The following is a 19,695-nucleotide window of genomic DNA, read 5'->3' on the forward strand; positions in this document are numbered from 1 at the left end:
ACTATGAACCTCGAACTGAACGGAAAAGTCGCCTTTATCACGGGCGGCAGCATGGGCATCGGCAAGGCGGTCGCGCTGGAACTGGCGCGCGAAGGCGTCGATGTGGCGATCGCCGCGCGCCGCATGCCGCAATTGGAAGAGGCCGCGGCGGAAATCCGGGCCGCGCTCGGCGACCAGGGCGGCCGCGTCCTGCCGGTGGTGGTCGATACCACGGACATGGCGTCGATCGAGGCCGCGATGGCCAAGACCGTCGCAGCCTTTGGCAGCCTCGACATTCTGGTCAACGGCGCGGCCCACCCGGGCGGCCTGGTGCGCTCGGAACTCTCCGAGGCCGATCCTGAAGGGCTGCTGCAGGACATCAACATCAAGGTGGTCGGCTATTTCCGCTGCTGCAAGGCGGCCGCCCCTTACATGCAGCGCAAACAATGGGGCCGCATCGTCAACATCGGCGGCCTCACCGGACGCGGCAGCAAACAGCTTTCCGGTATGCGCAACATCGCCATCGTCCACATGACCAAGACCTTGTCGGATCAGCTTGGCCCGGACGGCATCACGGTCAACATCATTCATCCAGGCGTGGTTGAAACGCCCCACATCCACGAGCTGTATGAAAAAGAGGCGGCCAAACAAGGGCTGACCGCGGCGCAAGTGGAAGCCAACTACGCCAAGGCCACGCCGATCCGCCGCGTGCTGCAAGTCGAAGAGATGGGCTCGATTGTCGCCTTCCTGGCTTCACCGCGCGCAGCCTGCATCACGGGCGAGTCGATCGGTGCCGACGGCGGACTCACCCGCGGCATTTTCTTATAAGGAAGGTATTCAATATGTCGACCATACTTGTCGCCACAGCTGGCCAGGGTATCTTGCGCAGCAACGATGCCGGCGCCACCTGGCACCGTCTCGGCCTGACCGAACCCATTGAATTTGACGGCGTCGTGCGCGCCCTCGCGGTTGATCCCAGCCGTCCCGAGCGGATCTACGCCGGCGCCGATTGCGGTTTTTGCATCAGCGACGACGGCGGCGCGCACTGGCGCCGCGTGGACAGTCCGATCAATGGCATGACCGTCTGGTCGATCGCTGTCGATCCCAATGATCCTGCCGTGGTCTATGCCGGCACGGGCGCGCCTTCGCGTTCGGCCATCTTCAAGTCGGTCGATGCCGGCGAAACCTGGCTGCGCCTGCCGCCCGAGATTCCCGAGTTTTGCTCCGGTGTGAATCGCCCGCGCATGCTGACCATCTGCGTCGACCCGGACGACAGCCGCCAGGTCTGGTTTGGTGTCGAAGAGGGCGGGGCGTGGCGCAGCGCCGATGGCGGCCAGAGCTGGACGCGCGTCGATAGCCCTGGCGGCACGATACGCAATTCGGACATTCACGCGATCACCATCCTGCCCAGGACATTGACTGACAAGAAGACCACCCTGGTCCTGACCGTCAACGCGATCTATCGCAGCACCGACGACGGCCAGACCTGGTCCGGCAAGCTCTCAAGCCAGCAGTTCGACGGTCTGTACTACACGCGCACCGTGATGTCGCCGGCCGGGGCGGACAACTCCCTGGTACTCGCCATGGGCGACGGTACGCCGGGACATGTGAGCCGTTTGTACCGTTCCGACGATGGCGCGCAAACATGGGTGCAATCCGAACTGGCGGAGACGCCCAATTCGACGTTCTGGGCACTCGGGACGCATGCCGCCGATCCCACGTTGCTGTTTGCCGGCACCAAGTACGGCAGGCTGTTCCGATCGAACGACGGTGGCGTGAGCTGGCAGAAGGAATGGCGTGAGTTCAGCGAAATTACCGCCGTCACCTGGACGCCGTTCACGGCGCCGCTGGTCGCGCATGCCCAATCCACCCATTGACGGAGATACAGACATGAACATATCTCACATTGCACAACCGCCGCCGCTGCCGGTGCCGCGCATCAAGCGCACCCATCTTGCCTTGTTCGTGCGCGACCCGGACGCCTCGTCCCGCTGGTACGCCGAAGTGCTGGGGATGAAGGAAGCCGCCCGCAGCCCGAACTGGGTCTTCATGTCGTTCGGACAGAAGCACCACGACATCGCCCTCCTGAAGGCGAGCAACGACGCCGAGATGGGCACGATCGGCCTGCAGCACTACGGGCTGGAGATCGACGGCGATCTGACCGAGCTGCGCCGCCTGTACGGGATGCTGCTGCTGCGCAAGGTGCCGATTGTCAAGATCACCGATCACAAGATCGGCATCGGCGTCTACTTTACGGACCCGGACGGAAACCGGCTGGAGTTCTTCTGCGAGACCGCCGTGGATGACGAGGAAGGGCGGCGCCTGTTGAAGGACTATAACGCCGCCAGCGATCCGATCGCATTCGAACCGCTGTACGACTGATATTCAACGCTTATTAATGAAGGCAATGCCATGACCAGAACTTCGAATTTCCACAGTTTTCACATCCGCAAATGGTACACCCAGATCGACGACACGCTCGCCAACGAATCCGGCCAACTGGCCGATGGTGAGCCTCTGCGCAAGATCGTCATCGCGGCGGCCATTGCCAACCCGTACGCCGGCCAATACGTGCAGGATCTGTCCGCGTGGATCGAGGCCTCGCCCGAGTTGGGCAAGGAGTTCGGCCGGCGCATCAAGGAAATCGTTGGCGATACACCGGTCGAGAGTTACGGCAAAGCGATCCTGGTGGGCATCGATGGGGAATACGAGCACGGCAACGCGCTGCTGACCAACCCGGCCGCCAATCCGATTCGCGAGGCAATTGGCGGTGGCAAGGCATGGGTGCCATCGAGCGGCAAGCGTGGCGTGCCGGGAACCACCCTGGATATTCCGCTGGCCTACAAGGATGCGCTGTACGTGCGCTCGCACTACGACACGGTGACCGTGCAATTTGCCGACGCGCCGAATCGCGATGAAGTCATCGTCGCCTGGGCGTTCGCCACCCGCGGCCGCCTGCATGCGCGGCTGGGCGGCATCCAGAAGAGCGAAGCCAAAGGCGAAGACGGCCTGGTCTAGAGGGAAAACAATGGACACCATCATGACTACAACCGAAGGATGGGTGCACCATGACAATCTGCGCCTGCGCTACGTGGAATGGGGCCGGCCTGACGCCCCTGTCATCATCATGCTGCACGGCTTGCGCAGCTACGCCCACACGTGGGAGCCGGTGGCGCTGCCGCTGGCCGATCGATGGCGCGTTATCGCGCTGGACCAGCGCGGAAGAGGGGAGAGCGACTGGGATCCCGGGCACAATTATTTCGCGCAAGCCTATGTGGGGGATATCGAGGCGCTGGTACGCCAACTGGGTCTGGGACGCTTCGTGCTGATTGGCCATTCGATGGGCGGCGCGAATGCATTCATCTACGCGGCGCGCCATCCCGATAACGTGATGGGCATGGTGATCGAGGACATGGGGCCGGGCGCATCCCTGGGATCGGACGGCGCCGCCCGGATCAAACGGGAGTTGCTGGCGACGCCCTCGAGCTTTGCCAGCTGGGACGCCGCCACGGCCTTCTGGCGCCGTCAGCGGCCGAATATATCCGAACAGGCTTTGCTCTCGCGCGTCAGGTTCTCGCTTCATGAGTCGGCCGACGGCGCCATCGTCTGGAAGCACGATGCGCAAGGCATCGCATCGGCGCGGCTGAACGCGACGGCGGAGCAGCTCGTTGACCTGTGGCCGCACGTGGAAGCGGTGCGCGCGCCGACGCTGGTGCTGCGCGGGGAAAATTCCGATTTCCTGTCCGCGCAAACCGCCCGGGCGATGACGGATCGCAATCCTCTGATCAGCTGCGTCGATATTCCGGGGGCGAGTCACTATGTGCACGATGACAATCTGCCGGCATTCATGTCGTCCCTGCATCCCTTCCTTGATGGACTGAGAACATGAACCATCCTGAACCATCGCGCCACGCGGTTGTCATCGTCGGTGCGGGGCCGAATGGCGTGACCCTGGCGAATCTGCTGGGCGTCTACGGCATCGATACCGTAGTCATCGAACGCAGCAAGGAAATTCTTCCCTACCCGCGCGCGGTCGGCATGGATGACGAAGCGTTGCGTATTTTCCAGGCGGCCGGACTGGCCGACGCGATCGTCGCGGACGTCATTCAGAATGTGCCGATGCGCATGTTCGATGCCAAGGGCACCTGTTTTGCCGATATCCGGCCATCGACCCGCGAGTTCGGCTGGTGGCGCCGCAACATCTTCATGCAGCAAATGGCGGAACGTACGCTGCGACACGGCCTGGAGCGCTACCCGCAGGTGCAGCTGCGGCTGGGCGAAGAGGTGGTTGAAGTGGACCAGGACTCTGGCGGGGTAAGGTTGAAGATCCGCCGCGAGGACGGCGTCGAGTACACGATGCAGGCCGATTATTGCGTCGCGGCGGACGGCGGACGCAGCACCATGCGGGAGAAGCTTGGTGTCGCCCTGGTCGGCAAGACCCTGCCGCGGAAATGGGTGGTCATGGACGTCAGGAACGCGCCGGTCGATGCGCCGTACACGGCGCTCAATTGCGACCCAAGACGTCCGAACGTGTGCATTTACCTGCCCTACAATTTCCGGCGCTGGGAGTTCATGCTCTTTCCCGACGAGAATCCCGACGTGATGATTCAGCCGGACACGCTGCGTCGCCTGATCGCACCGTACGTGCGCGATCCGGACGCCGTCGAGATCGTCAATGCGCGCACTTACCTCCACCATTCGCGCGTCGCGGAGCGGCTCGTGATCGGCCGCGTCGCGCTGATCGGCGATGCCGCGCATTTGAGCCAGCCCTGGATCGGGCAGGGCATGAACGCCGGCTTGCGCGACGCCGGCAACCTGGCCTGGAAGCTGGCCGGCATCGTGCGCGGCACGCTGCATCCGGACGTGCTGCAGACCTACGACAGCGAGCGCCACGACCACGCAAAAGCCATGGTCGATCTGGCCGACACCTTCGGCGCCCTGCTGATGCCGACCAACCGCCTCAAGGCGTGGGTCCGCGATTTGTTCTTCAGCTCGATGCATTTCTTTCCCGGCATAAGGAACTATGTGCTGCAGATGCGCTTCAAGCCCATGCCCATCTATCGGAAAGGCGTGGTGGTGCCTTCGGACGGGTACCCGATGGTCGGACGCATGTTCATACAACCCGACGTGGAAGATGCCGCCGGCCGCCGGCGCAAGCTCGATGACGCGCTTGGCCCCTGGTTTGCCATCGTCGGCTGGCAGGTCGATCCTCAAGCAGCGCTGAGCCCGGCCGACGGGGAGTTCTGGCACACGCTGGGCGCCAGCTTCATCCACGTGACGCGTTCGCGCAGCGGGCAATCGCGCGAAAGCCGGGTGGACTCCAGCCACGGCAGCGCATGTGTCGAGGACGTCGACAACTATCTCGCCAACTGGTTCGAGGCGAACCCGGGTGCGATTGTCGTGTTGCGTCCGGACCGGTATATCGCGGCGCACACGAGTCAGGACGGCATGGCGTCCGTTACGCAGGAATTCCGTCGCTTCGCGGCCCCAATCAAGGAGACATCATGTACATCGAACAACGCGTCTATTCCCTCGTCCCTGGCGGCGTAGCCGAATATCTGAGGCTGTACGAAGAGTGCGGCCGCGCGATCCAGGAAGGCCACCTCGGACCGGCGATCGGCTGTTTCACCCGCGAGTTCGGCGATCTCAATCAACTGGTCTATCTGTGGCCGTTCGATACGCTGGACGAGCGCTCGCGCCGCCGGGCCGGCCTGCTGGCCGACGCCGGCTTCAAGGAGTTCCGCGGGAAAGTGCGCCATCTTTTGCTCAAGCAGGAAAACCAGCTGCTCAGGCATGCGCTCACGCCGACGCAGCTTGGCACCGCCGGGAGGATGGCATGAGCGAACGTTACGACAAGTTGAGCTTTTACATCGACGGCGCCTTCATCGGCGACGACGGCCGGCGCACGCAGCCGGTGTTCGACCCGGCCAGCGGCGAAGTCCTCGGTACCCTGCCACACGCCACGCAGGCCGATCTCGACTGCGCGCTCGCGTCCGCGGAGCGCGCGTTCGCCGGCTGGCGTCTGGAGTCGCCGTTGCGGCGTTCCGAGATCTTGCGGCGCGTCGCCGCGCTGACCCGCGAAAGGGCCGATCAGATCGGACGCCAGATCACGCTCGACCAGGGAAAACCGCTGGCGCAAGCGGTCGGCGAGGTGGCCGCCAGCGCCGAGGTGGCGGAATGGCACGCGGAAGAGGGCCGCCGCATCTACGGACGGGTGGTGCCTGCACGCACACCGAACGTCCGGCAGATGGTGCTGCGCGAGCCGATCGGCGTGTGCGCCGCGTTTTCGCCATGGAATTTCCCCTTCAATCAGGCGATGAAAAAGGTGGCCGCCGCCCTGGCGAGCGGCTGCACCATCATTCTGAAGGGGCCGGAAGAGTCGCCCAGTGCGGTCATGGCGCTGGCGCAATTGTTCCACGATGCGGGGCTGCCGGCCGGTTGCCTGAACATCATCTGGGGCGTACCGCATGAAGTGTCGCGCTATCTGATCGAGTCGCCCATCGTTCGCAAGATTTCATTCACCGGCTCGGTGCCGGTAGGTAAACAGCTGGCCGCGCTGGCCGGCCTGAACATGAAGCGCATGACCATGGAGCTCGGCGGCCATGCGCCGGTGATCGTCTGCCAGGACGCCGACGTGGACCGGGCGGCCGATCTGCTGGCACCGTACAAGTTTCGCAACGCGGGACAAGTCTGCGTCTCGCCGACACGTTTCTTCGTTCACCGCTCGGTCTACGAGCGCTTCGTTGCGCGCTTTCTTGAGCGCACCGGCGAGATCCGGGTCGGTCCCGGCATCGACCCTGCCACCACCATGGGCCCGCTGGCGCACGAACGGCGCGTGACGGAGATGCAGGCCTTCGTCGACGATGCGCGCGCGCGCGGCGCGGAAATCGCCTGCGGGGGAGGGCGTATCGGCGAACGCGGCAACTACTTCGCACCCACGGTGGTGCTCGAACCGGATGCCGGCAGCCGCCTGATGACCGACGAGCCGTTCGGGCCGATCGCGGGCATCGTGCGTTTTGACGAGCTGGAGCAGGCGATCGCGCAAGCCAACAGCCTGCCGTTCGGCCTGTCTTCCTACGCTTTCACGGAGTCTTCGCGCAGTGCCCACCTGCTTGCCACCGGCTTGCAAGCGGGCATGGTCAACATCAATCATTTCGGCGCGGGGCCGTCGGAACTGCCGTTCGGCGGCATCAAGGACAGCGGCTACGGCAGCGAAGGCGGCAGCGAGTCGTTTGACGGTTATCTGGTGACAAAACTTGTGACGCAGATGAACTGACACCTATGAATTTCTATTTGGAGTGACGCGATGATGCGCTTGAACGACCCTTCGCTGTTTCGGCAGCAAGCTTTTGTAAACGGACAGTGGTGCGATGCGGACAATGGTGAAACCATTGCGGTCGCCAATCCGGCCAATCGGGAAATCCTTGGGACGGTGCCGAACATGGGGGCGGCCGAAACCGGGCGCGCCATTGCGGCCGCCGAAGGCGCCTGGTCCGCCTGGCGCGCCAAACCGGCGAAGGAACGCAGCGCCATTCTGCGCAAGTGGAATGATCTGATGCTGGAAAACGCGGACGACCTGGCCATGATCATGACGCTCGAGCAAGGCAAGCCCCTGACCGAATCCAAGGGCGAAATCGCTTACGCCGCCTCGTTTCTCGAATGGTTTGCCGAGGAGGCCAAGCGCGTCAATGGCGACACCCTGCAATCGCCGTGGCCCGATCGCCGCATCGTGGTGATCAAACAACCGATCGGCGTGTGCGCGGCGATCACGCCGTGGAATTTTCCGGCGGCGATGATTACCCGCAAGGCCGGCCCGGCCTTGGCGGCGGGCTGTCCGATGGTGTTAAAGCCCGCGACGGCCACGCCGTACTCGGCGCTGGCGCTGGCCGTGCTGGCCGAGCGCGCGGGCGTTCCGGCGGGCATATTCAGCGTGTTGACCGGATCGTCGCGCGCGATCGGTGGCGAGATGACGGCCAATCCCACCGTGCGAAAATTGACGTTCACCGGCTCCACCGAAGTGGGGCGCGAGCTGATGAAACAGTGTGCTCCGACCATCAAGAAGCTCTCGCTGGAATTGGGCGGCAACGCGCCGTTCATCGTGTTCGACGACGCCGACCTGGACGCCGCTGTCGAGGGCGCAATGATTTCCAAGTACCGTAACGCGGGCCAGACCTGCGTGTGCGCAAACCGGCTGTACGTGCAAGACGGCGTGTATGAGGCGTTCGCGGAGAAATTGGTGGCCGCCGTTAAAAAAATCAAAGTCGGCAACGGTGTCGCCCAAGGCACTACCCAGGGACCGCTGATCGACGATGCCGCCGTGCAGAAAGTGGAGCAGCATATCGCCGATGCCGTCGCCAAAGGCGGCCGGGTGCTGGCCGGCGGTCATCGCCATCCGCTCGGCCATGGTTTCTTCGAGCCGACGGTGATCGCCGATGTCAGCGCGGAGATGCTGGTCGCGCGCGAAGAGACCTTCGGGCCGCTGGCGCCCTTGTTCCGTTTCAAGACCGACGATGAAGTGCTGGCGCTGGCCAATGATACCGAGTTTGGTCTGGCGAGCTATTTCTATTCGCGCGATATCGGCCGTATCTGGCGGGTCGCGGAAGGCCTCGAGAGCGGAATGGTCGGCATTAACACCGGCCTGATTTCCAATGAGATCGCGCCATTCGGCGGCGTCAAGCAGTCCGGCCTGGGCAGGGAGGGCTCAAAATATGGCATGGATGATTACCTGGTCACAAAATACTTGTGCATGGGAGGACTTTGACTGTGGGCGCCGATGGATTGCTTCAACGGCGGAATCGCGTGTTCGGCGCCGCAGCCCCATTGTTCTACGAACACCCGCTGCAATTGGTCCGCGGCGAGGGCGTCTGGCTCTATGACAACGACGGCAGGCGCTACCTGGACGTCTATAACAACGTTCCGACGGTGGGGCATTGCCATCCGCATGTGGTCGATGCGATTGCGCGGCAGGCCGCCGCGCTGAATGTTCACTCGCGCTATCTGCACGAGGGCAGTGTCGCCTATGCGGAGCGGCTGCTGTCGAAGTTCGATGCCTCGTTGTCGATGGTGATGTTCACCTGCACAGGCAGCGAGGCCAACGAAGTCGCGTTGAGGATGGCGCGCAGCCACACGGGCCGCAACGGCATCATTTGCTCGAACCTGACTTACCATGGCAACACTGCGGCGCTGGATGAAATGGCGACGCTGTTTCACGGAGGGGAGTCGACCAGTCCGTATGTGCGCGCCGTGCGTTTCCCCGATGCCTACCGGCCGCACTACGAGCTGGATGGCGAGGCGCTGGCGGATGCCTATGCAGCGGAAGTCAGCGCTGCGATCGACGCGTTCGAGATGAATGGGATCGGTTTCGCCGGCATGCTTATTTGCCCCATTTTTGCGAACGAGGGCTTGCCCTGCGTGCCCGACACTTACCTGGAGAAGGTCGCAAAAATCGTGCGCGAGGCCGGCGGCCTGCTCATTTTCGACGAAGTGCAGTCCGGCTTCGGCCGCACCGGCAGCATGTGGGGACACGAGGCGGTGGGCATCGTTCCCGACCTGGTCACCCTGGGCAAACCGATGGGTAACGGCCATCCGCTTGCCGGCGTGGTCGGACGGGCCGACCTGATCAATGGATTTCGCGAACGGGTCATGTATTTCAATACCTTCGGGGGAAATCAGGTCGCTTGCGCGGCAGGCATGGCCGTCCTGGATGTCATCGAATGCGAAGGCCTGGTCGACAACGCCGCCGACGTCGGTGCTTATGTCATGCGCGGCTTGCGCGAACTCCAGGAAAAACACCCCCTCATCGGCGACGTTCGGGGCCGGGGCTTGTTCTTCGGCGTCGAACTGGTGACATCGCGCGACACGAAGATTCCGGCGACCTGGCAGTCGCGCCGGCTGGTCAATCTGATGAAGGAGCGCGGGGTATTGATCAGCAGGATAGGCCCCCACGACAACGTGTTGAAGCTGCGGCCGCCGCTGTGTTTCTCGCGCGAGAACGCCGACCTGATGCTGCGGACGCTCGATGCCTGCCTTGGCATGGTCGGGGGAGAGCGCGGATGAGAACCTGGAACGATATGCAGGTGGACGAACATCTCTGCGCTCTCCATGAATTGGCGCTGGAGGCGCTGCCGTTCTGGGGCCTCGGTGACGCTGCGCTGACGTTGATCAAGTACCGCGAGAATGCGGTGTACCAGGTTCGCGACGACAGCGGCCGCCGGTATGCCCTGCGCATACACCGCGCCGGTTACCATAGCGATGCCGGTCTGCAATCGGAGTTGGCTTGGATGACGTCGCTGCAGCAAGCCGGCATCGACGTCCCGCGCCTGATTCCCACCTCAGGCAAGGCCTCGTTCATCAAGCTCGCCCATCCAACCCTGCCGCTGGATTTTCAGATCGATTTATTCGAATGGGTAAACGGCACGCGGCTGGGATCATCCGAGCAGGGTCTTGACGCCGACGCGGACACGATCAAGAGCACCTATTTCACTGTTGGAGAGCTCGCGGCCCGCCTGCACAACCACGCCTCGGCGTGGGGGCGCCCCAAAGGATTCGAGCGGCACTCCTGGGATGCCGAAGGCTTGCTCGGCGACGCTCCTTTCTGGGGATGCTTCTGGCAATTGCAGTTGCTGAGCCCGGCGCAGCGCGACCTGATGGTGCGCGCCCGCGCCAAATCCGCCCATGAGTTGCGCAAGTTTGAAAAATCGCCCGCCAGCGCAGGGACCTATGGCCTGATCCATGCCGACCTGGTTCCAGAGAACTTGCTTGCCGATGGCGAACATGTCCGCTTGATCGACTTCGATGACTGTGGCTTTGGCTGGCATTTGTTCGAACTGGCATCCGCGCTGTATTTTATCCAGGACGATCGTCATTTCGATACCGCACGCACCGCGCTGATCGCCGGCTACCGGCAACACCGCGCGCTGACGGATGCAACGCTGGCCTATCTGCCGCTGTTCATGCTGTTGCGTAGTTTTACCTATCTTGGATGGATGCACACGCGATCGGAATCGCAGACCGCGCCTCAACTTGCGTCCCACCTGATCGGATTGGCCTGTCGCCTGGCACAACAATTCGTGGGGGAGAGCGAGGGCTGAGATCTCGAAGCAGAGAAGAGGAGGTGAGGGTTTGCGTCGACGCGGCCGCTTCGAGTAGAATCTGTTGCGCCCAAAGGACAATATGAAAAAACTGCTCACCTCTTGCGTCATCGTCGAGCGCGCCTGATGCTTGACGTTCTTGCCATCGTCGGGCCGATCTATCTGGCGATCCTGGCCGGCTATCTGGCTACCCGCGCGGGTCTGTTTGCCCGCGCGGACATGCAGGTGTTCGGCAAGTTCGTTCTTAACCTGGCGCTGCCGGCGCTGATCTTCAATGCGCTGGCGCAGCGCCGCATCGGCGAGATTCTCCATCCCGCCTACCTGCTGTCCTACCTTTTCGGCTCGCTGCTGATGCTGCTGCTGGCCTATGCGGCCGGCCATCGGCTCGCCGGCTTGAGCCCCATGCGCAGCACCTTCCTGGCGATGGGCGTGTCCTGCTCCAACAGCAGCTTTATCGGCTTTCCGATCCTGCTGCTGATGGTGGCGCCGGTGGCCGGCGTGGCGCTGGGCCTGAATGTGATAGTCGAAAATCTCGTCATGCTGCCGCTGGTGCTGGCGCTGGCGGAAAACGCGCGCGCCGGCGGCGGCCGGCCGTGGCACCAGGCGCTGCGGCAGTCCGCGCAGCGTTTGATCCGCAATCCCCTGGTGCTGGCGGTTTGCGGCGGCCTGTTGATCAGCCTGGCCGAAGTCCGGCTGCCGCAGCCGGTGGTGCGCGGCGTGAATCTGTTCGCGCAGGCCAGCGGCGGCGTGTCGCTGTTTGCCATCGGCGGCACGCTGTTTGGTTTGCCCCTGGGCAGCGGCTGGCAGCGCGTGATTCCGCTGGTGGCGGCAAAACTGATCGGCCATCCGCTGGCGGTGCTGCTGATCGCGTCGCTGCTGCCGCTGCTGGGCGTGGCCCCGATGGCGCCGGACCTGCGCGCCGCCGCGCTGCTGATGGCGGCCATGCCCATGATGAGCATCTACCCCATCGTGGCCCAGGCTTACGGCGAGGCCGACCGCAGCACCACCGCTTTGCTGATTTGTATGGTGACCTCGTTCTTCACGCTCAGCGCCTGGATGTGGATAGTGCGCGCTGCGGAATAGTCAATTGCGTTGGCCACTATCTCGGCAGGGCGCGCTGCCGGTATTCGCCCGGGTTAACCCCGGTCCACTTCTTGAATGCGCGGTGAAAGCCGCTAGCCTCGGCGAAGCCCAGTTCCGATGCGATCTCGGCCACGCTCCTGGTCGAATGGCAGAGGAAGTCGATGGCCATGTCGCGCCTCAGCTGGTCCTTGATCAGCTGGAATGTCTGTCCTTCGTCATCCAGGCGCCGCCTCAGCGTCGACGGGGCCATGTGCAGGGCGACGGCGAGCGCGTCGAATTCCGGCCATTCGGTACGCGAGGCGGTGCGCAGGCGCCGCCGGATCTGCGCCGCCATGCCCCCGCTGTTCTTGTACTTGAGTACGATGTTGGCCGGCGCGCCGCGCAAAAACGTCTTCGCGCTGCGCCTGTCCTGGATCATGGGCAGGGCCAGGTAATCCTTGTCGAAGGAAAGCGCCGTGACGTTCTGATCGAAAAGCAGGTTTTCCGAATACATCTGCCGGTATTCCGCGCTGCGCGACGGTTCCGGATAACTGAACGAGGCGGCCAGCACGGGGATACGGCGGCCTACCAGCCAGCAGGCTAGCCCGTGCTGCATCATCAACAGCGTCTCGAAGCCAAATATGCGCGGCGCGTGTGCGGTGCCCGTCTGCCGGATGACCAGCCGCGCCACGCGCGCGTCGACTTCCAGCGCGCACTCAAAATCGTCCAGCATCAGATTGAAGCAGCGGACCATGCGCCGCAGGGCGCTGTGCAGGGTGTCGCAGCTGATCAGCGTATAGGTCAGCATGGCAAAGCTGCCTACTTTCATGCGCCGCGCATCCTGCCCGAATAGCTCGTCGTCGAGCGCGGCCGCCACGCCCAGCCACAATGCGCTGAAGCCTTGCGGCGTCACTCTTCCGTGTGGCGAGTCCAGCAGTGCCGGCGATATGCCCGCGCCGACCAGCAATGGCGTCGTGTCCATGCCGAGTGCGCGCAAACGCTCCAGTGCCGACTGCACGAAGTAAATCGATACGCTACCTTTTTCCATGAGCGCAAGCTTACCATTCCCAACGACGGGGGAGGATGGCAATTCCCGTCAATTATTCTGGCGCGCGCGGCCATAGCGGCGGCGCCGGGGCCGGATGCCCATGTGGCTTGCGATGTGGCTTGATTTCTCACGATTATTGAAGGATACGGGCATCGCCTGCCCGGTCCGGCGCGATTATTCTGTGCTGATCCAATCAACCGATCTGAAGGAATAACATGAGCTCAGTTCCCCGCGCATCCACCGCCAGCCGCCCGGATATTTCGACGGTCAAGCTTCTTATCAACGGTCGATTCGTCGATTCCGAATCGGACCAGTGGCAGGATGTGATCAATCCGGCGACGCAGCAGGTCCTCGCGCGGGTGCCCCACGCCACGTCCGCGGAAATCGATGCCGCGGTGGCGTCCGCCAAGGCGGCCTTCGTCTCGTGGCGCAAGACCCCGATCGGGGCGCGGGCCCGCATCTTCCTCAAGTATCAGCAGCTGATCCGCGAGAACATGAAGGAACTGGCCGCCTTGCTCACCGCCGAACAGGGCAAGACCCTGGCCGACGCCGAAGGCGATATTTTCCGCGGCCTGGAAGTGGTCGAACACGCCGCCAATATCGGCAGCCTGCAAATGGGCGAGATCGCCAACAACGTGGCGTCGGGCGTCGACACCTATACGTTGATGCAGCCGATAGGCGTCTGCGCGGGCATCACGCCGTTCAATTTCCCGGCGATGATACCGCTGTGGATGTTCCCCATGGCTATCGCATGCGGCAATACCTTCGTGCTCAAGCCGTCCGAGCAGGACCCGATGGTGACCATGCGGCTGGCCGCGCTCGCGCTCGAAGCCGGCGTGCCGCCCGGCGTGCTCAATGTCATCCATGGCGGCGAGGATGCCGTCAATGCGATCTGCGACCACCCGGACATCAAGGCCGTGTCCTTCGTCGGTTCCACCAAGGTGGGCACCCATGTGTATCACCGGGCCACGCAGGCCGGCAAGCGGGTCCAGTGCATGATGGGGGCGAAGAACCATGCCATCGTGTTGCCCGACGCGAACAAGTCGCAGACGCTGAACAATCTGCTCGGCGCGGCCTTCGGCGCGGCCGGCCAGCGCTGCATGGCGCTTCCGGTGACGGTGCTGGTGGGCGAGGCGAACAGCTGGATTCCCGAGCTGGTCGAGAAGGCGCGGGCCCTGGCGATCAATGGCGGCGCCGAGGCCGGTACCGATGTCGGCCCGCTGATCTCGTGCGCGGCCAAGGAGCGGGTTGAAAGCCTGATCGCCAGCGGCATCGAGGGCGGCGCCAAACTGGAACTCGACGGCCGCCGGCCGGTGGTGTCCGGCTACGAGGGCGGCAATTTTGTGGGACCGACCATTTTTTCCGGCGTCAAGCCGGGCATGCGCATCTACGACCAGGAAATTTTCGGCCCGGTCCTGTGCCTGGTCAGCGCGGCCAGCCTGGACGAAGCCATCGCCTTCGTCAACGCCAATCCGAACGGCAACGGCACCGCGATCTTCACCCAGTCGGGTGCGGCGGCGCGCAAGTTCCAGGAAGAGGTGGCGGCGGGCCAGATCGGCATCAACGTGCCGATTCCCGTTCCAGTCCCCTTGTTCTCGTTCACGGGCTCGGGCGCGTCCAAGCTGGGCGACCTCGGTCCGTATGGCAAGCAGGTCATCCTGTTCTATACCCAGACCAAGACCATCACCGCGCGCTGGTTCGACGACGACAGCGTCGCCGGCGCGGTCAACACCACGATCTCGCTGAAATAAGCATAGCGGACCCATCATGGACTTTGAACTTTCTGAAGACCAGCTCGCCTTTCAGCACAGCGCGCGCGCGTTTGCCGCCGGCGAGATGGCGCCGCACGCGGCCGATTGGGACAGCGAGTGCTTTTTCCCCGTCGAGATGATCCGCAGTGCGGGCCGCCTCGGTTTCTGCGGCATGTACACGCCGGAAGACGGCGGCGGCATGGGCATGTCGCGGCTCGACGCGGCGATCGTGTTTGAAGAACTGGCGGCCGCCTGTCCGTCGACCACGGCCTACATCACGATCCACAATATGGTCGGCTGGATGCTTGCCAACTGGGCCACGCCCGCCGTCAGGGACCGCTGGTCGCACCTGCTGGCGCGCGGGGAGAGGCTGGGTTCCTACTGCCTGACCGAGGCGGGCGCCGGCTCGGACGCGGGGGCGCTGACCACCAGCGCCGTGCTGGACGGCGACCACTATTGCCTCACCGGCAGCAAGGCGTTCATTTCCGGCGCCGGCGCCACCGACCTGCTGATCGTCATGGCGCGCACCGGCGAGGCCGGCCCGCGCGGTATCAGCGCCTTTGCCGTGCCGGCCGATACGCCGGGCATCGGCTTCGGGCGCAAGGAGGTCAAGATGGGCTGGAACAGCCAGCCGACGCGGGTGGTCAGCTTCGACCAGGTGCGGATCCCGCGCGACCACTTGCTGGGCAAGGAGGGCGAGGGCTTTCGCATCGCCATGCGCGGGCTCGACGGCGGGCGCATCAACATCGCCACCTGCTCGGTCGGCGCGGCGCAGGCGGCGCTGGACGCGGCGCGCCGCTACATGGGAGAGCGGCGCCAGTTCGGGTCCGCCCTGTCCGGCTTTCAGCACCTGCAGTTCGAGCTGGCCGACATGCAGACCGAACTGGTGGGCGCGCGCCAGATGATCCGCCTGGCGGCATCGAAACTCGACGCCGCCGCGCCGAACGCCTCCGTCTACTGCGCCATGGCCAAACGGCTGGCCACCGATGTCGGCTTCAAGGTGTGCAACCAGGCCTTGCAGATCCACGGCGGTAACGGCTACATCCGCGAGTACCCGCTCGAGCGCTACCTGCGCGACACGCGGGTGCACCAGATACTGGAAGGCACCAACGAAATCATGCGCGTGATCGTGGCGCGCCATTTGCTCGAGCAATCGGGCGCAGAGGAGATCCGATGACACACTATACCAATCTTGAGCTGGACATCGTCGGCCATTGCGCCGTCGTCACGCTGGCCTATCCGCCGGCCAACACCTGGACCGGCGACAGCCTCGCGGCGTTGACCGCGCTGGTGACCGACCTGAACGCCAATTCCGACATTTACAGCCTGGTCCTGGTCGGGCAGGGCGACAAATTCTTTTCCGCCGGCGCGGACCTGAAGCTGTTCAGCGACGGCGACAAGGCCGTGGCGCGCGACATGGCGCGCCGCTTTGGCGAGGCCTTCGAAGCCTTGTCGCGCTTCCGTGGGGTATCGATCGCCGCGATCAATGGCTACGCGATGGGCGGCGGGCTGGAATGCGCGCTGGCCTGCGACCTGCGGATCGCCGAGTCGCAGGCCCAGATGGCGCTGCCCGAGGCCGCGGTGGGCTTGCTGCCTTGCGCCGGCGGCACCCAGAACCTGGCCTGGCTGGTGGGGGAGGGATGGGCCAAGCGCATGATACTGTGCGGCGAGCGCGTCGACGCGGAAACGGCATTGCGCATCGGCCTGGTCGAACAGGTGGTGGCCAAGGGCCAGGCCAGGGACGCGGCGCTGGAACTGGCGCGCAAGATTGAGAAGCAGAGTCCGTCAAGCATCGCTTCCTGCAAGCGGCTGATACAAGGCGCGCGCCACCAGGCCCCCGCGCACGTGCTGCCGCTGGAACGCGAGCTGTTCGTCGACCTGTTCGATACCGAGGACCAGAAGGAGGGCGTCAACGCCTTCCTCGGCAAGCGCGCCGCCGTATGGAAGAACCGCTGATGGACGCGCCGGTACTGTGCGAGACCCTGCCGACGGCCAACGGCAGCCTGATCGGCGTGCTGACCTTGAACGCCGAGCCGACGCTCAACGCGCTGACGCTGGAAATGATCGACATGCTGTCGGCCAGCTTGCGCCTGTGGGCCGACGACCCGCGCGTGGTCATGGTGATGCTGCAGGGCGCCGGCGAGAAGGCCTTCTGCGCCGGCGGGGACCTGCAGAACCTGTACCGCTCGATGCTCGAGCACCACGCGGGCGGGGGGCGGGAAGAGCTGCTCGCCAACACCTACGCGGCCGATTTCTTTGCCCGCGAGTACAGACTCGACTACCTGATCCACACCTATCCGAAGCCGGTATTGTGCTGGGGCCATGGCATCGTCATGGGCGGCGGCATGGGTTTGATGGCGGGCGCCAGCCACCGCGTGGTCACGGAGCGCACGCGCATGGCGATGCCTGAGGTGGGCATAGGCTTGTTTCCCGACGTGGGCGGGTCCTGGTTCCTGAGCCGCATGCCGGGACGGCTCGGCGTCTTCCTGGCCCTGACGGGGGCCTCCATCAACGCTGCCGACGCCAAATTTGTCAAGCTGGCCGACCGGGTGCTGGCGCACGCGGACAAGGAGACGGTGGTTGAGGCCCTGCTGGCGCAACCCTGGACCAGCCGCCGCCAGGACAACGATGCGCTGCTCGGCGCCGTGCTGCGCGCCGCCGAAGCGCCCCATGCGCCAGGGCCATTGCGGGAACGGCTCGATGTGATCGATCGCCTGTGCGCGCGTGAGCAATTGCAGGATGTGCTGGACGCGCTGGCGGACGTGGACAGTCAGGATGCCTGGCTGGACAAGGCGGCAGCGGCGGCAGGCCGGGCCGCGCCAACGTCGCTGGCGCTGGCATGGCAGTTGCTGCGCAAGGCGCCGCAGCTTGCGCTCGCCGAGGTCTTCCGCATGGAATATGGGGTGGCGCTGCAGTGCGCGGCCGGACACGACTTTGCCGAAGGCATCCGGGCGCTGCTGATTGACAAGGACCAGTCGCCGCAATGGCAGCGCGCGCCGGGCGAGGGGGATTTGCTGGCCAGTCCCTGGACGCCGCCACAACATCCGCTGTCGGACCTGGGCATCGCCCGGGCCGATCAAGTTCAATAAATTTAATAAAATTCAGGAGAAAACATGAGCCACATTGCGTTTATTGGCCTGGGAAACATGGGGGGGCCGATGGCCCTGAACCTGCTCAAGGCCGGCCACGTGCTGAGCGTGTTCGATTTGTCGTCCTCCGCCTTGACGGTGTTGGCCGAAGCCGGCGCCGGCGTCGCGTCGTCGGCCAGGGACGCGGTGGCCGATGCGGCCATCGTGGTGTCGATGTTGCCTGCCAGCCGGCATGTGGAACAGCTCTACCTTGGCGAGGATGGCATCATCCAGGGCATGCGGCCGGGCGCGCTGATCTTGGAATGCAGCACCATCGCCGCCGCTTCCGCCAGGAAGGTCGCGCTGGCGGCTGCCGCGGCCGATATCGGCATGCTGGACGCGCCGGTATCGGGCGGCACCGGCGGCGCGATCGCGGGCACGCTGACCTTCATGGTCGGCGGTCCGTCCCAGGTACTGGACAGCGCCATGCCGGTGCTGCTGGCGATGGGCAAGAACGTCTTCCACGCGGGCGAGCACGGCGCGGGACAGCTGGCGAAGATCTGCAACAACATGCTGCTCGGCATACTGATGGCCGGCACATCGGAAGCGCTGGCGTTGGGCATGGCCAATGGCCTCGATCCAAAGGTGTTGTCCGACATTATGAGCAAGAGTTCAGGGCGCAACTGGACGCTGGAGTTGTACAACCCGGTGCCGGGGGTGATGGACAATGTGCCGGCCTCGCGCGGCTATCGCGGCGGCTTCGGCGTGGACTTGATGCTCAAGGATCTGGGACTGGCGGCCGAGGCGGCGGCCGGCAGCGCCAGCCCGATCCCGCTCGGCGACGTGGCGCGCGCGCTGTACGCCGAACACAGCCAGTCTGGCTCCGGCCAGCTCGACTTCTCCAGCATTATCGAACGCTTCCGCGCCGTGGGCGCCGGGGAGGCACAATGAAAATCATGGTGGCCGTAAAGCGCGTGATCGACTTCAACGTCAAGATCCGCGTGAAGTCCGACGGTAGCGGCGTCGAGCTCGCCAGCGTCAAGATGTCGATGAATCCGTTCGACGAAATCGCGCTGGAAGAGGCGGTACGCTTGAAGGAAGCCGGCAAGGCCAGCGAGGTGGTCGCCGTCTCGTGCGGCGCGGCGCCGTGCCAGGAAACGCTGCGCGGCGCGTTGGCGATCGGCGCCGACCGCGCCATCCTGGTCGAGACGGAGGCGGCGCTCGAACCGCTCGCCGTGGCCAAGCTGCTCAAGGCGCTGGCCGACAAGGAGCGGCCGCAACTCATCATTCTTGGCAAGCAGGCGATCGATGACGATTGCAACCAGACCGGCCAGATGCTGGCCGCGCTGCTGGGCTGGCCACAGGCGACGTTCGCCTCGACAGTGGTGCCGGAAGACGGCAAGGTCATCGTCATCCGCGAGGTGGACGGCGGCCTGGAAACGCTGGCGTTGACCTTGCCGGCCATCGTCACCACCGATTTGCGCCTGAACGAGCCGCGCTACGTGACCTTGCCGAACATCATGAAGGCGAAGAAAAAGCCGCTGGACGTGACAACGCCGGAAGAGCTGGGCGTCGACGTGAGCCCGCGCCTGACTACGCTGAAAGTCATCGAGCCGGCCAAACGCAAGGCCGGCGTCAAGGTGCCGGACGTCGCCACCCTGGTGGCGAAACTGCGCGCCGAAGCCAAAGTCATCTAA

At 64.4% G+C, this 19,695-nt stretch carries 19 protein-coding genes; 18 read left to right on the forward strand and 1 reads right to left on the reverse strand.

The window, feature by feature from the left end; all coding sequences use genetic code 11:
- Window positions 1-3 precede the first annotated feature (3 nt).
- The 12 genes from ACCD07_RS28505 to ACCD07_RS28560 all read left to right on the forward strand — a co-directional run bounded on the left by ACCD07_RS28505 (window position 4) and on the right by ACCD07_RS28560 (window position 12,152).
- Window positions 4-807 (forward strand): SDR family NAD(P)-dependent oxidoreductase, encoded by an 804-nt coding sequence (locus ACCD07_RS28505; RefSeq protein WP_353403118.1) that lies wholly within the window; start codon window positions 4-6, stop codon window positions 805-807.
- Window positions 808-821: 14 nt separating this feature from the next.
- Entirely contained in the window at window positions 822-1,856 is a 1,035-nt protein-coding gene (locus tag ACCD07_RS28510; protein ID WP_413449295.1) for a WD40/YVTN/BNR-like repeat-containing protein, read from the forward strand.
- A 13-nt stretch (window positions 1,857-1,869) separates the two neighbouring features.
- The gene (locus tag ACCD07_RS28515; RefSeq protein ID WP_353403120.1) at window positions 1,870-2,361 is read left to right on the forward strand and encodes a VOC family protein; all 492 of its coding nucleotides are present in this window, start codon (window positions 1,870-1,872) and stop codon (window positions 2,359-2,361) included.
- Between the two features lie 30 nt (window positions 2,362-2,391).
- Complete coding sequence (locus ACCD07_RS28520) at window positions 2,392-2,997, forward strand: amino acid synthesis family protein (protein ID WP_413449296.1); 606 nt, start codon at window positions 2,392-2,394, stop codon at window positions 2,995-2,997.
- A gap of 22 nt (window positions 2,998-3,019) precedes the next feature.
- Window positions 3,020-3,868 (forward strand): alpha/beta fold hydrolase, encoded by an 849-nt coding sequence (locus ACCD07_RS28525; RefSeq protein ID WP_413449297.1) that lies wholly within the window; start codon window positions 3,020-3,022, stop codon window positions 3,866-3,868.
- Window positions 3,865-5,529 carry a bifunctional 3-(3-hydroxy-phenyl)propionate/3-hydroxycinnamic acid hydroxylase gene (locus ACCD07_RS28530; RefSeq protein ID WP_413449298.1) on the forward strand — a complete coding sequence of 555 codons (1,665 nt, stop codon included), beginning with the start codon at window positions 3,865-3,867 and terminating at the stop codon, window positions 5,527-5,529. Before ACCD07_RS28525 ends, ACCD07_RS28530 begins: the two co-directional genes overlap by 4 nt.
- Complete coding sequence (locus ACCD07_RS28535) at window positions 5,484-5,819, forward strand: NIPSNAP family protein (RefSeq protein ID WP_353403124.1); 336 nt, start codon at window positions 5,484-5,486, stop codon at window positions 5,817-5,819. Before ACCD07_RS28530 ends, ACCD07_RS28535 begins: the two co-directional genes overlap by 46 nt.
- A complete protein-coding gene (locus ACCD07_RS28540; RefSeq protein WP_413449299.1) occupies window positions 5,816-7,255 on the forward strand; it encodes an NAD-dependent succinate-semialdehyde dehydrogenase in 1,440 nt (479 codons plus the stop codon). Before ACCD07_RS28535 ends, ACCD07_RS28540 begins: the two co-directional genes overlap by 4 nt.
- 30 nt (window positions 7,256-7,285) lie before the next feature.
- Entirely contained in the window at window positions 7,286-8,740 is a 1,455-nt protein-coding gene (gabD, locus tag ACCD07_RS28545) for an NADP-dependent succinate-semialdehyde dehydrogenase (RefSeq protein ID WP_413449300.1), read from the forward strand.
- 38 nt (window positions 8,741-8,778) lie between these two features.
- Complete coding sequence (locus tag ACCD07_RS28550) at window positions 8,779-10,035, forward strand: aspartate aminotransferase family protein (protein WP_413449301.1); 1,257 nt, start codon at window positions 8,779-8,781, stop codon at window positions 10,033-10,035.
- Complete coding sequence (locus ACCD07_RS28555; protein ID WP_413449302.1) at window positions 10,032-11,069, forward strand: phosphotransferase enzyme family protein; 1,038 nt, start codon at window positions 10,032-10,034, stop codon at window positions 11,067-11,069. The genes ACCD07_RS28550 and ACCD07_RS28555 overlap by 4 nt, the downstream gene beginning before the upstream one ends.
- Before the next feature lie 126 nt (window positions 11,070-11,195).
- Window positions 11,196-12,152, forward strand: a complete 957-nt coding sequence (locus ACCD07_RS28560) for an AEC family transporter (RefSeq protein ID WP_413449303.1) — start codon at window positions 11,196-11,198, stop codon at window positions 12,150-12,152.
- A 16-nt stretch (window positions 12,153-12,168) separates the two neighbouring features.
- Here ACCD07_RS28560 and ACCD07_RS28565 read toward each other — a convergent pair whose 3' ends face one another.
- A complete protein-coding gene (locus ACCD07_RS28565; RefSeq protein ID WP_413449304.1) occupies window positions 12,169-13,179 on the reverse strand; it encodes an AraC family transcriptional regulator in 1,011 nt (336 codons plus the stop codon).
- Between the two features lie 215 nt (window positions 13,180-13,394).
- On the opposite strand from ACCD07_RS28565, the gene ACCD07_RS28570 reads away from it, so the two are divergent.
- The 6 genes from ACCD07_RS28570 to ACCD07_RS28595 are packed head-to-tail and all read left to right on the forward strand — an operon-like array spanning window position 13,395 to window position 19,695.
- Window positions 13,395-14,930 carry a CoA-acylating methylmalonate-semialdehyde dehydrogenase gene (locus ACCD07_RS28570; protein WP_413449305.1) on the forward strand — a complete coding sequence of 512 codons (1,536 nt, stop codon included), beginning with the start codon at window positions 13,395-13,397 and terminating at the stop codon, window positions 14,928-14,930.
- Between the two features lie 16 nt (window positions 14,931-14,946).
- On the forward strand, window positions 14,947-16,107 hold the full coding sequence (locus ACCD07_RS28575) for an acyl-CoA dehydrogenase family protein (RefSeq protein WP_413449306.1): 1,161 nt from the start codon (window positions 14,947-14,949) through the stop codon (window positions 16,105-16,107).
- Window positions 16,104-16,886, forward strand: a complete 783-nt coding sequence (locus tag ACCD07_RS28580; protein WP_413449307.1) for an enoyl-CoA hydratase — start codon at window positions 16,104-16,106, stop codon at window positions 16,884-16,886. Before ACCD07_RS28575 ends, ACCD07_RS28580 begins: the two co-directional genes overlap by 4 nt.
- Window positions 16,886-18,019: an enoyl-CoA hydratase/isomerase family protein gene (locus ACCD07_RS28585; RefSeq protein ID WP_413449315.1), complete on the forward strand. Its 1,134-nt coding sequence runs from the start codon at window positions 16,886-16,888 to the stop codon at window positions 18,017-18,019. The genes ACCD07_RS28580 and ACCD07_RS28585 overlap by 1 nt, the downstream gene beginning before the upstream one ends.
- A 24-nt stretch (window positions 18,020-18,043) precedes the next feature.
- On the forward strand, window positions 18,044-18,949 hold the full coding sequence (gene mmsB / locus ACCD07_RS28590; protein WP_413449308.1) for a 3-hydroxyisobutyrate dehydrogenase: 906 nt from the start codon (window positions 18,044-18,046) through the stop codon (window positions 18,947-18,949).
- The gene (locus ACCD07_RS28595; RefSeq protein WP_413449309.1) at window positions 18,946-19,695 is read left to right on the forward strand and encodes an electron transfer flavoprotein subunit beta/FixA family protein; all 750 of its coding nucleotides are present in this window, start codon (window positions 18,946-18,948) and stop codon (window positions 19,693-19,695) included. Before mmsB ends, ACCD07_RS28595 begins: the two co-directional genes overlap by 4 nt.

Source organism: Duganella sp. Dugasp56 (assembly GCF_047304105.1).
Classification (GTDB): Bacteria; Pseudomonadota; Gammaproteobacteria; order Burkholderiales; family Burkholderiaceae_D; genus Rugamonas; species Rugamonas hordei.

What these genes read in the sequence shown, in the direction of transcription:
- ACCD07_RS28505 (WP_353403118.1), top strand. Translation starts at nt 4, where the DNA reads ATGAACCTCGAACTGAACGGAAAAGTCGCCTTTATCACGGGCGGCAGC.
- ACCD07_RS28510 (WP_413449295.1), top strand. Translation starts at nt 822, where the DNA reads ATGTCGACCATACTTGTCGCCACAGCTGGCCAGGGTATCTTGCGCAGC.
- ACCD07_RS28515 (WP_353403120.1), top strand. Translation starts at nt 1,870, where the DNA reads ATGAACATATCTCACATTGCACAACCGCCGCCGCTGCCGGTGCCGCGC.
- ACCD07_RS28520 (WP_413449296.1), top strand. Translation starts at nt 2,392, where the DNA reads ATGACCAGAACTTCGAATTTCCACAGTTTTCACATCCGCAAATGGTAC.
- ACCD07_RS28525 (WP_413449297.1), top strand. Translation starts at nt 3,020, where the DNA reads ATGACTACAACCGAAGGATGGGTGCACCATGACAATCTGCGCCTGCGC.
- ACCD07_RS28530 (WP_413449298.1), top strand. Translation starts at nt 3,865, where the DNA reads ATGAACCATCCTGAACCATCGCGCCACGCGGTTGTCATCGTCGGTGCG.
- ACCD07_RS28535 (WP_353403124.1), top strand. Translation starts at nt 5,484, where the DNA reads ATGTACATCGAACAACGCGTCTATTCCCTCGTCCCTGGCGGCGTAGCC.
- ACCD07_RS28540 (WP_413449299.1), top strand. Translation starts at nt 5,816, where the DNA reads ATGAGCGAACGTTACGACAAGTTGAGCTTTTACATCGACGGCGCCTTC.
- gabD (WP_413449300.1), top strand. Translation starts at nt 7,286, where the DNA reads ATGATGCGCTTGAACGACCCTTCGCTGTTTCGGCAGCAAGCTTTTGTA.
- ACCD07_RS28555 (WP_413449302.1), top strand. Translation starts at nt 10,032, where the DNA reads ATGAGAACCTGGAACGATATGCAGGTGGACGAACATCTCTGCGCTCTC.
- ACCD07_RS28560 (WP_413449303.1), top strand. Translation starts at nt 11,196, where the DNA reads ATGCTTGACGTTCTTGCCATCGTCGGGCCGATCTATCTGGCGATCCTG.
- ACCD07_RS28565 (WP_413449304.1), bottom strand. Translation starts at nt 13,179, where the DNA reads ATGGAAAAAGGTAGCGTATCGATTTACTTCGTGCAGTCGGCACTGGAG.
- ACCD07_RS28570 (WP_413449305.1), top strand. Translation starts at nt 13,395, where the DNA reads ATGAGCTCAGTTCCCCGCGCATCCACCGCCAGCCGCCCGGATATTTCG.
- ACCD07_RS28575 (WP_413449306.1), top strand. Translation starts at nt 14,947, where the DNA reads ATGGACTTTGAACTTTCTGAAGACCAGCTCGCCTTTCAGCACAGCGCG.
- ACCD07_RS28580 (WP_413449307.1), top strand. Translation starts at nt 16,104, where the DNA reads ATGACACACTATACCAATCTTGAGCTGGACATCGTCGGCCATTGCGCC.
- ACCD07_RS28585 (WP_413449315.1), top strand. Translation starts at nt 16,886, where the DNA reads ATGGACGCGCCGGTACTGTGCGAGACCCTGCCGACGGCCAACGGCAGC.
- mmsB (WP_413449308.1), top strand. Translation starts at nt 18,044, where the DNA reads ATGAGCCACATTGCGTTTATTGGCCTGGGAAACATGGGGGGGCCGATG.
- ACCD07_RS28595 (WP_413449309.1), top strand. Translation starts at nt 18,946, where the DNA reads ATGAAAATCATGGTGGCCGTAAAGCGCGTGATCGACTTCAACGTCAAG.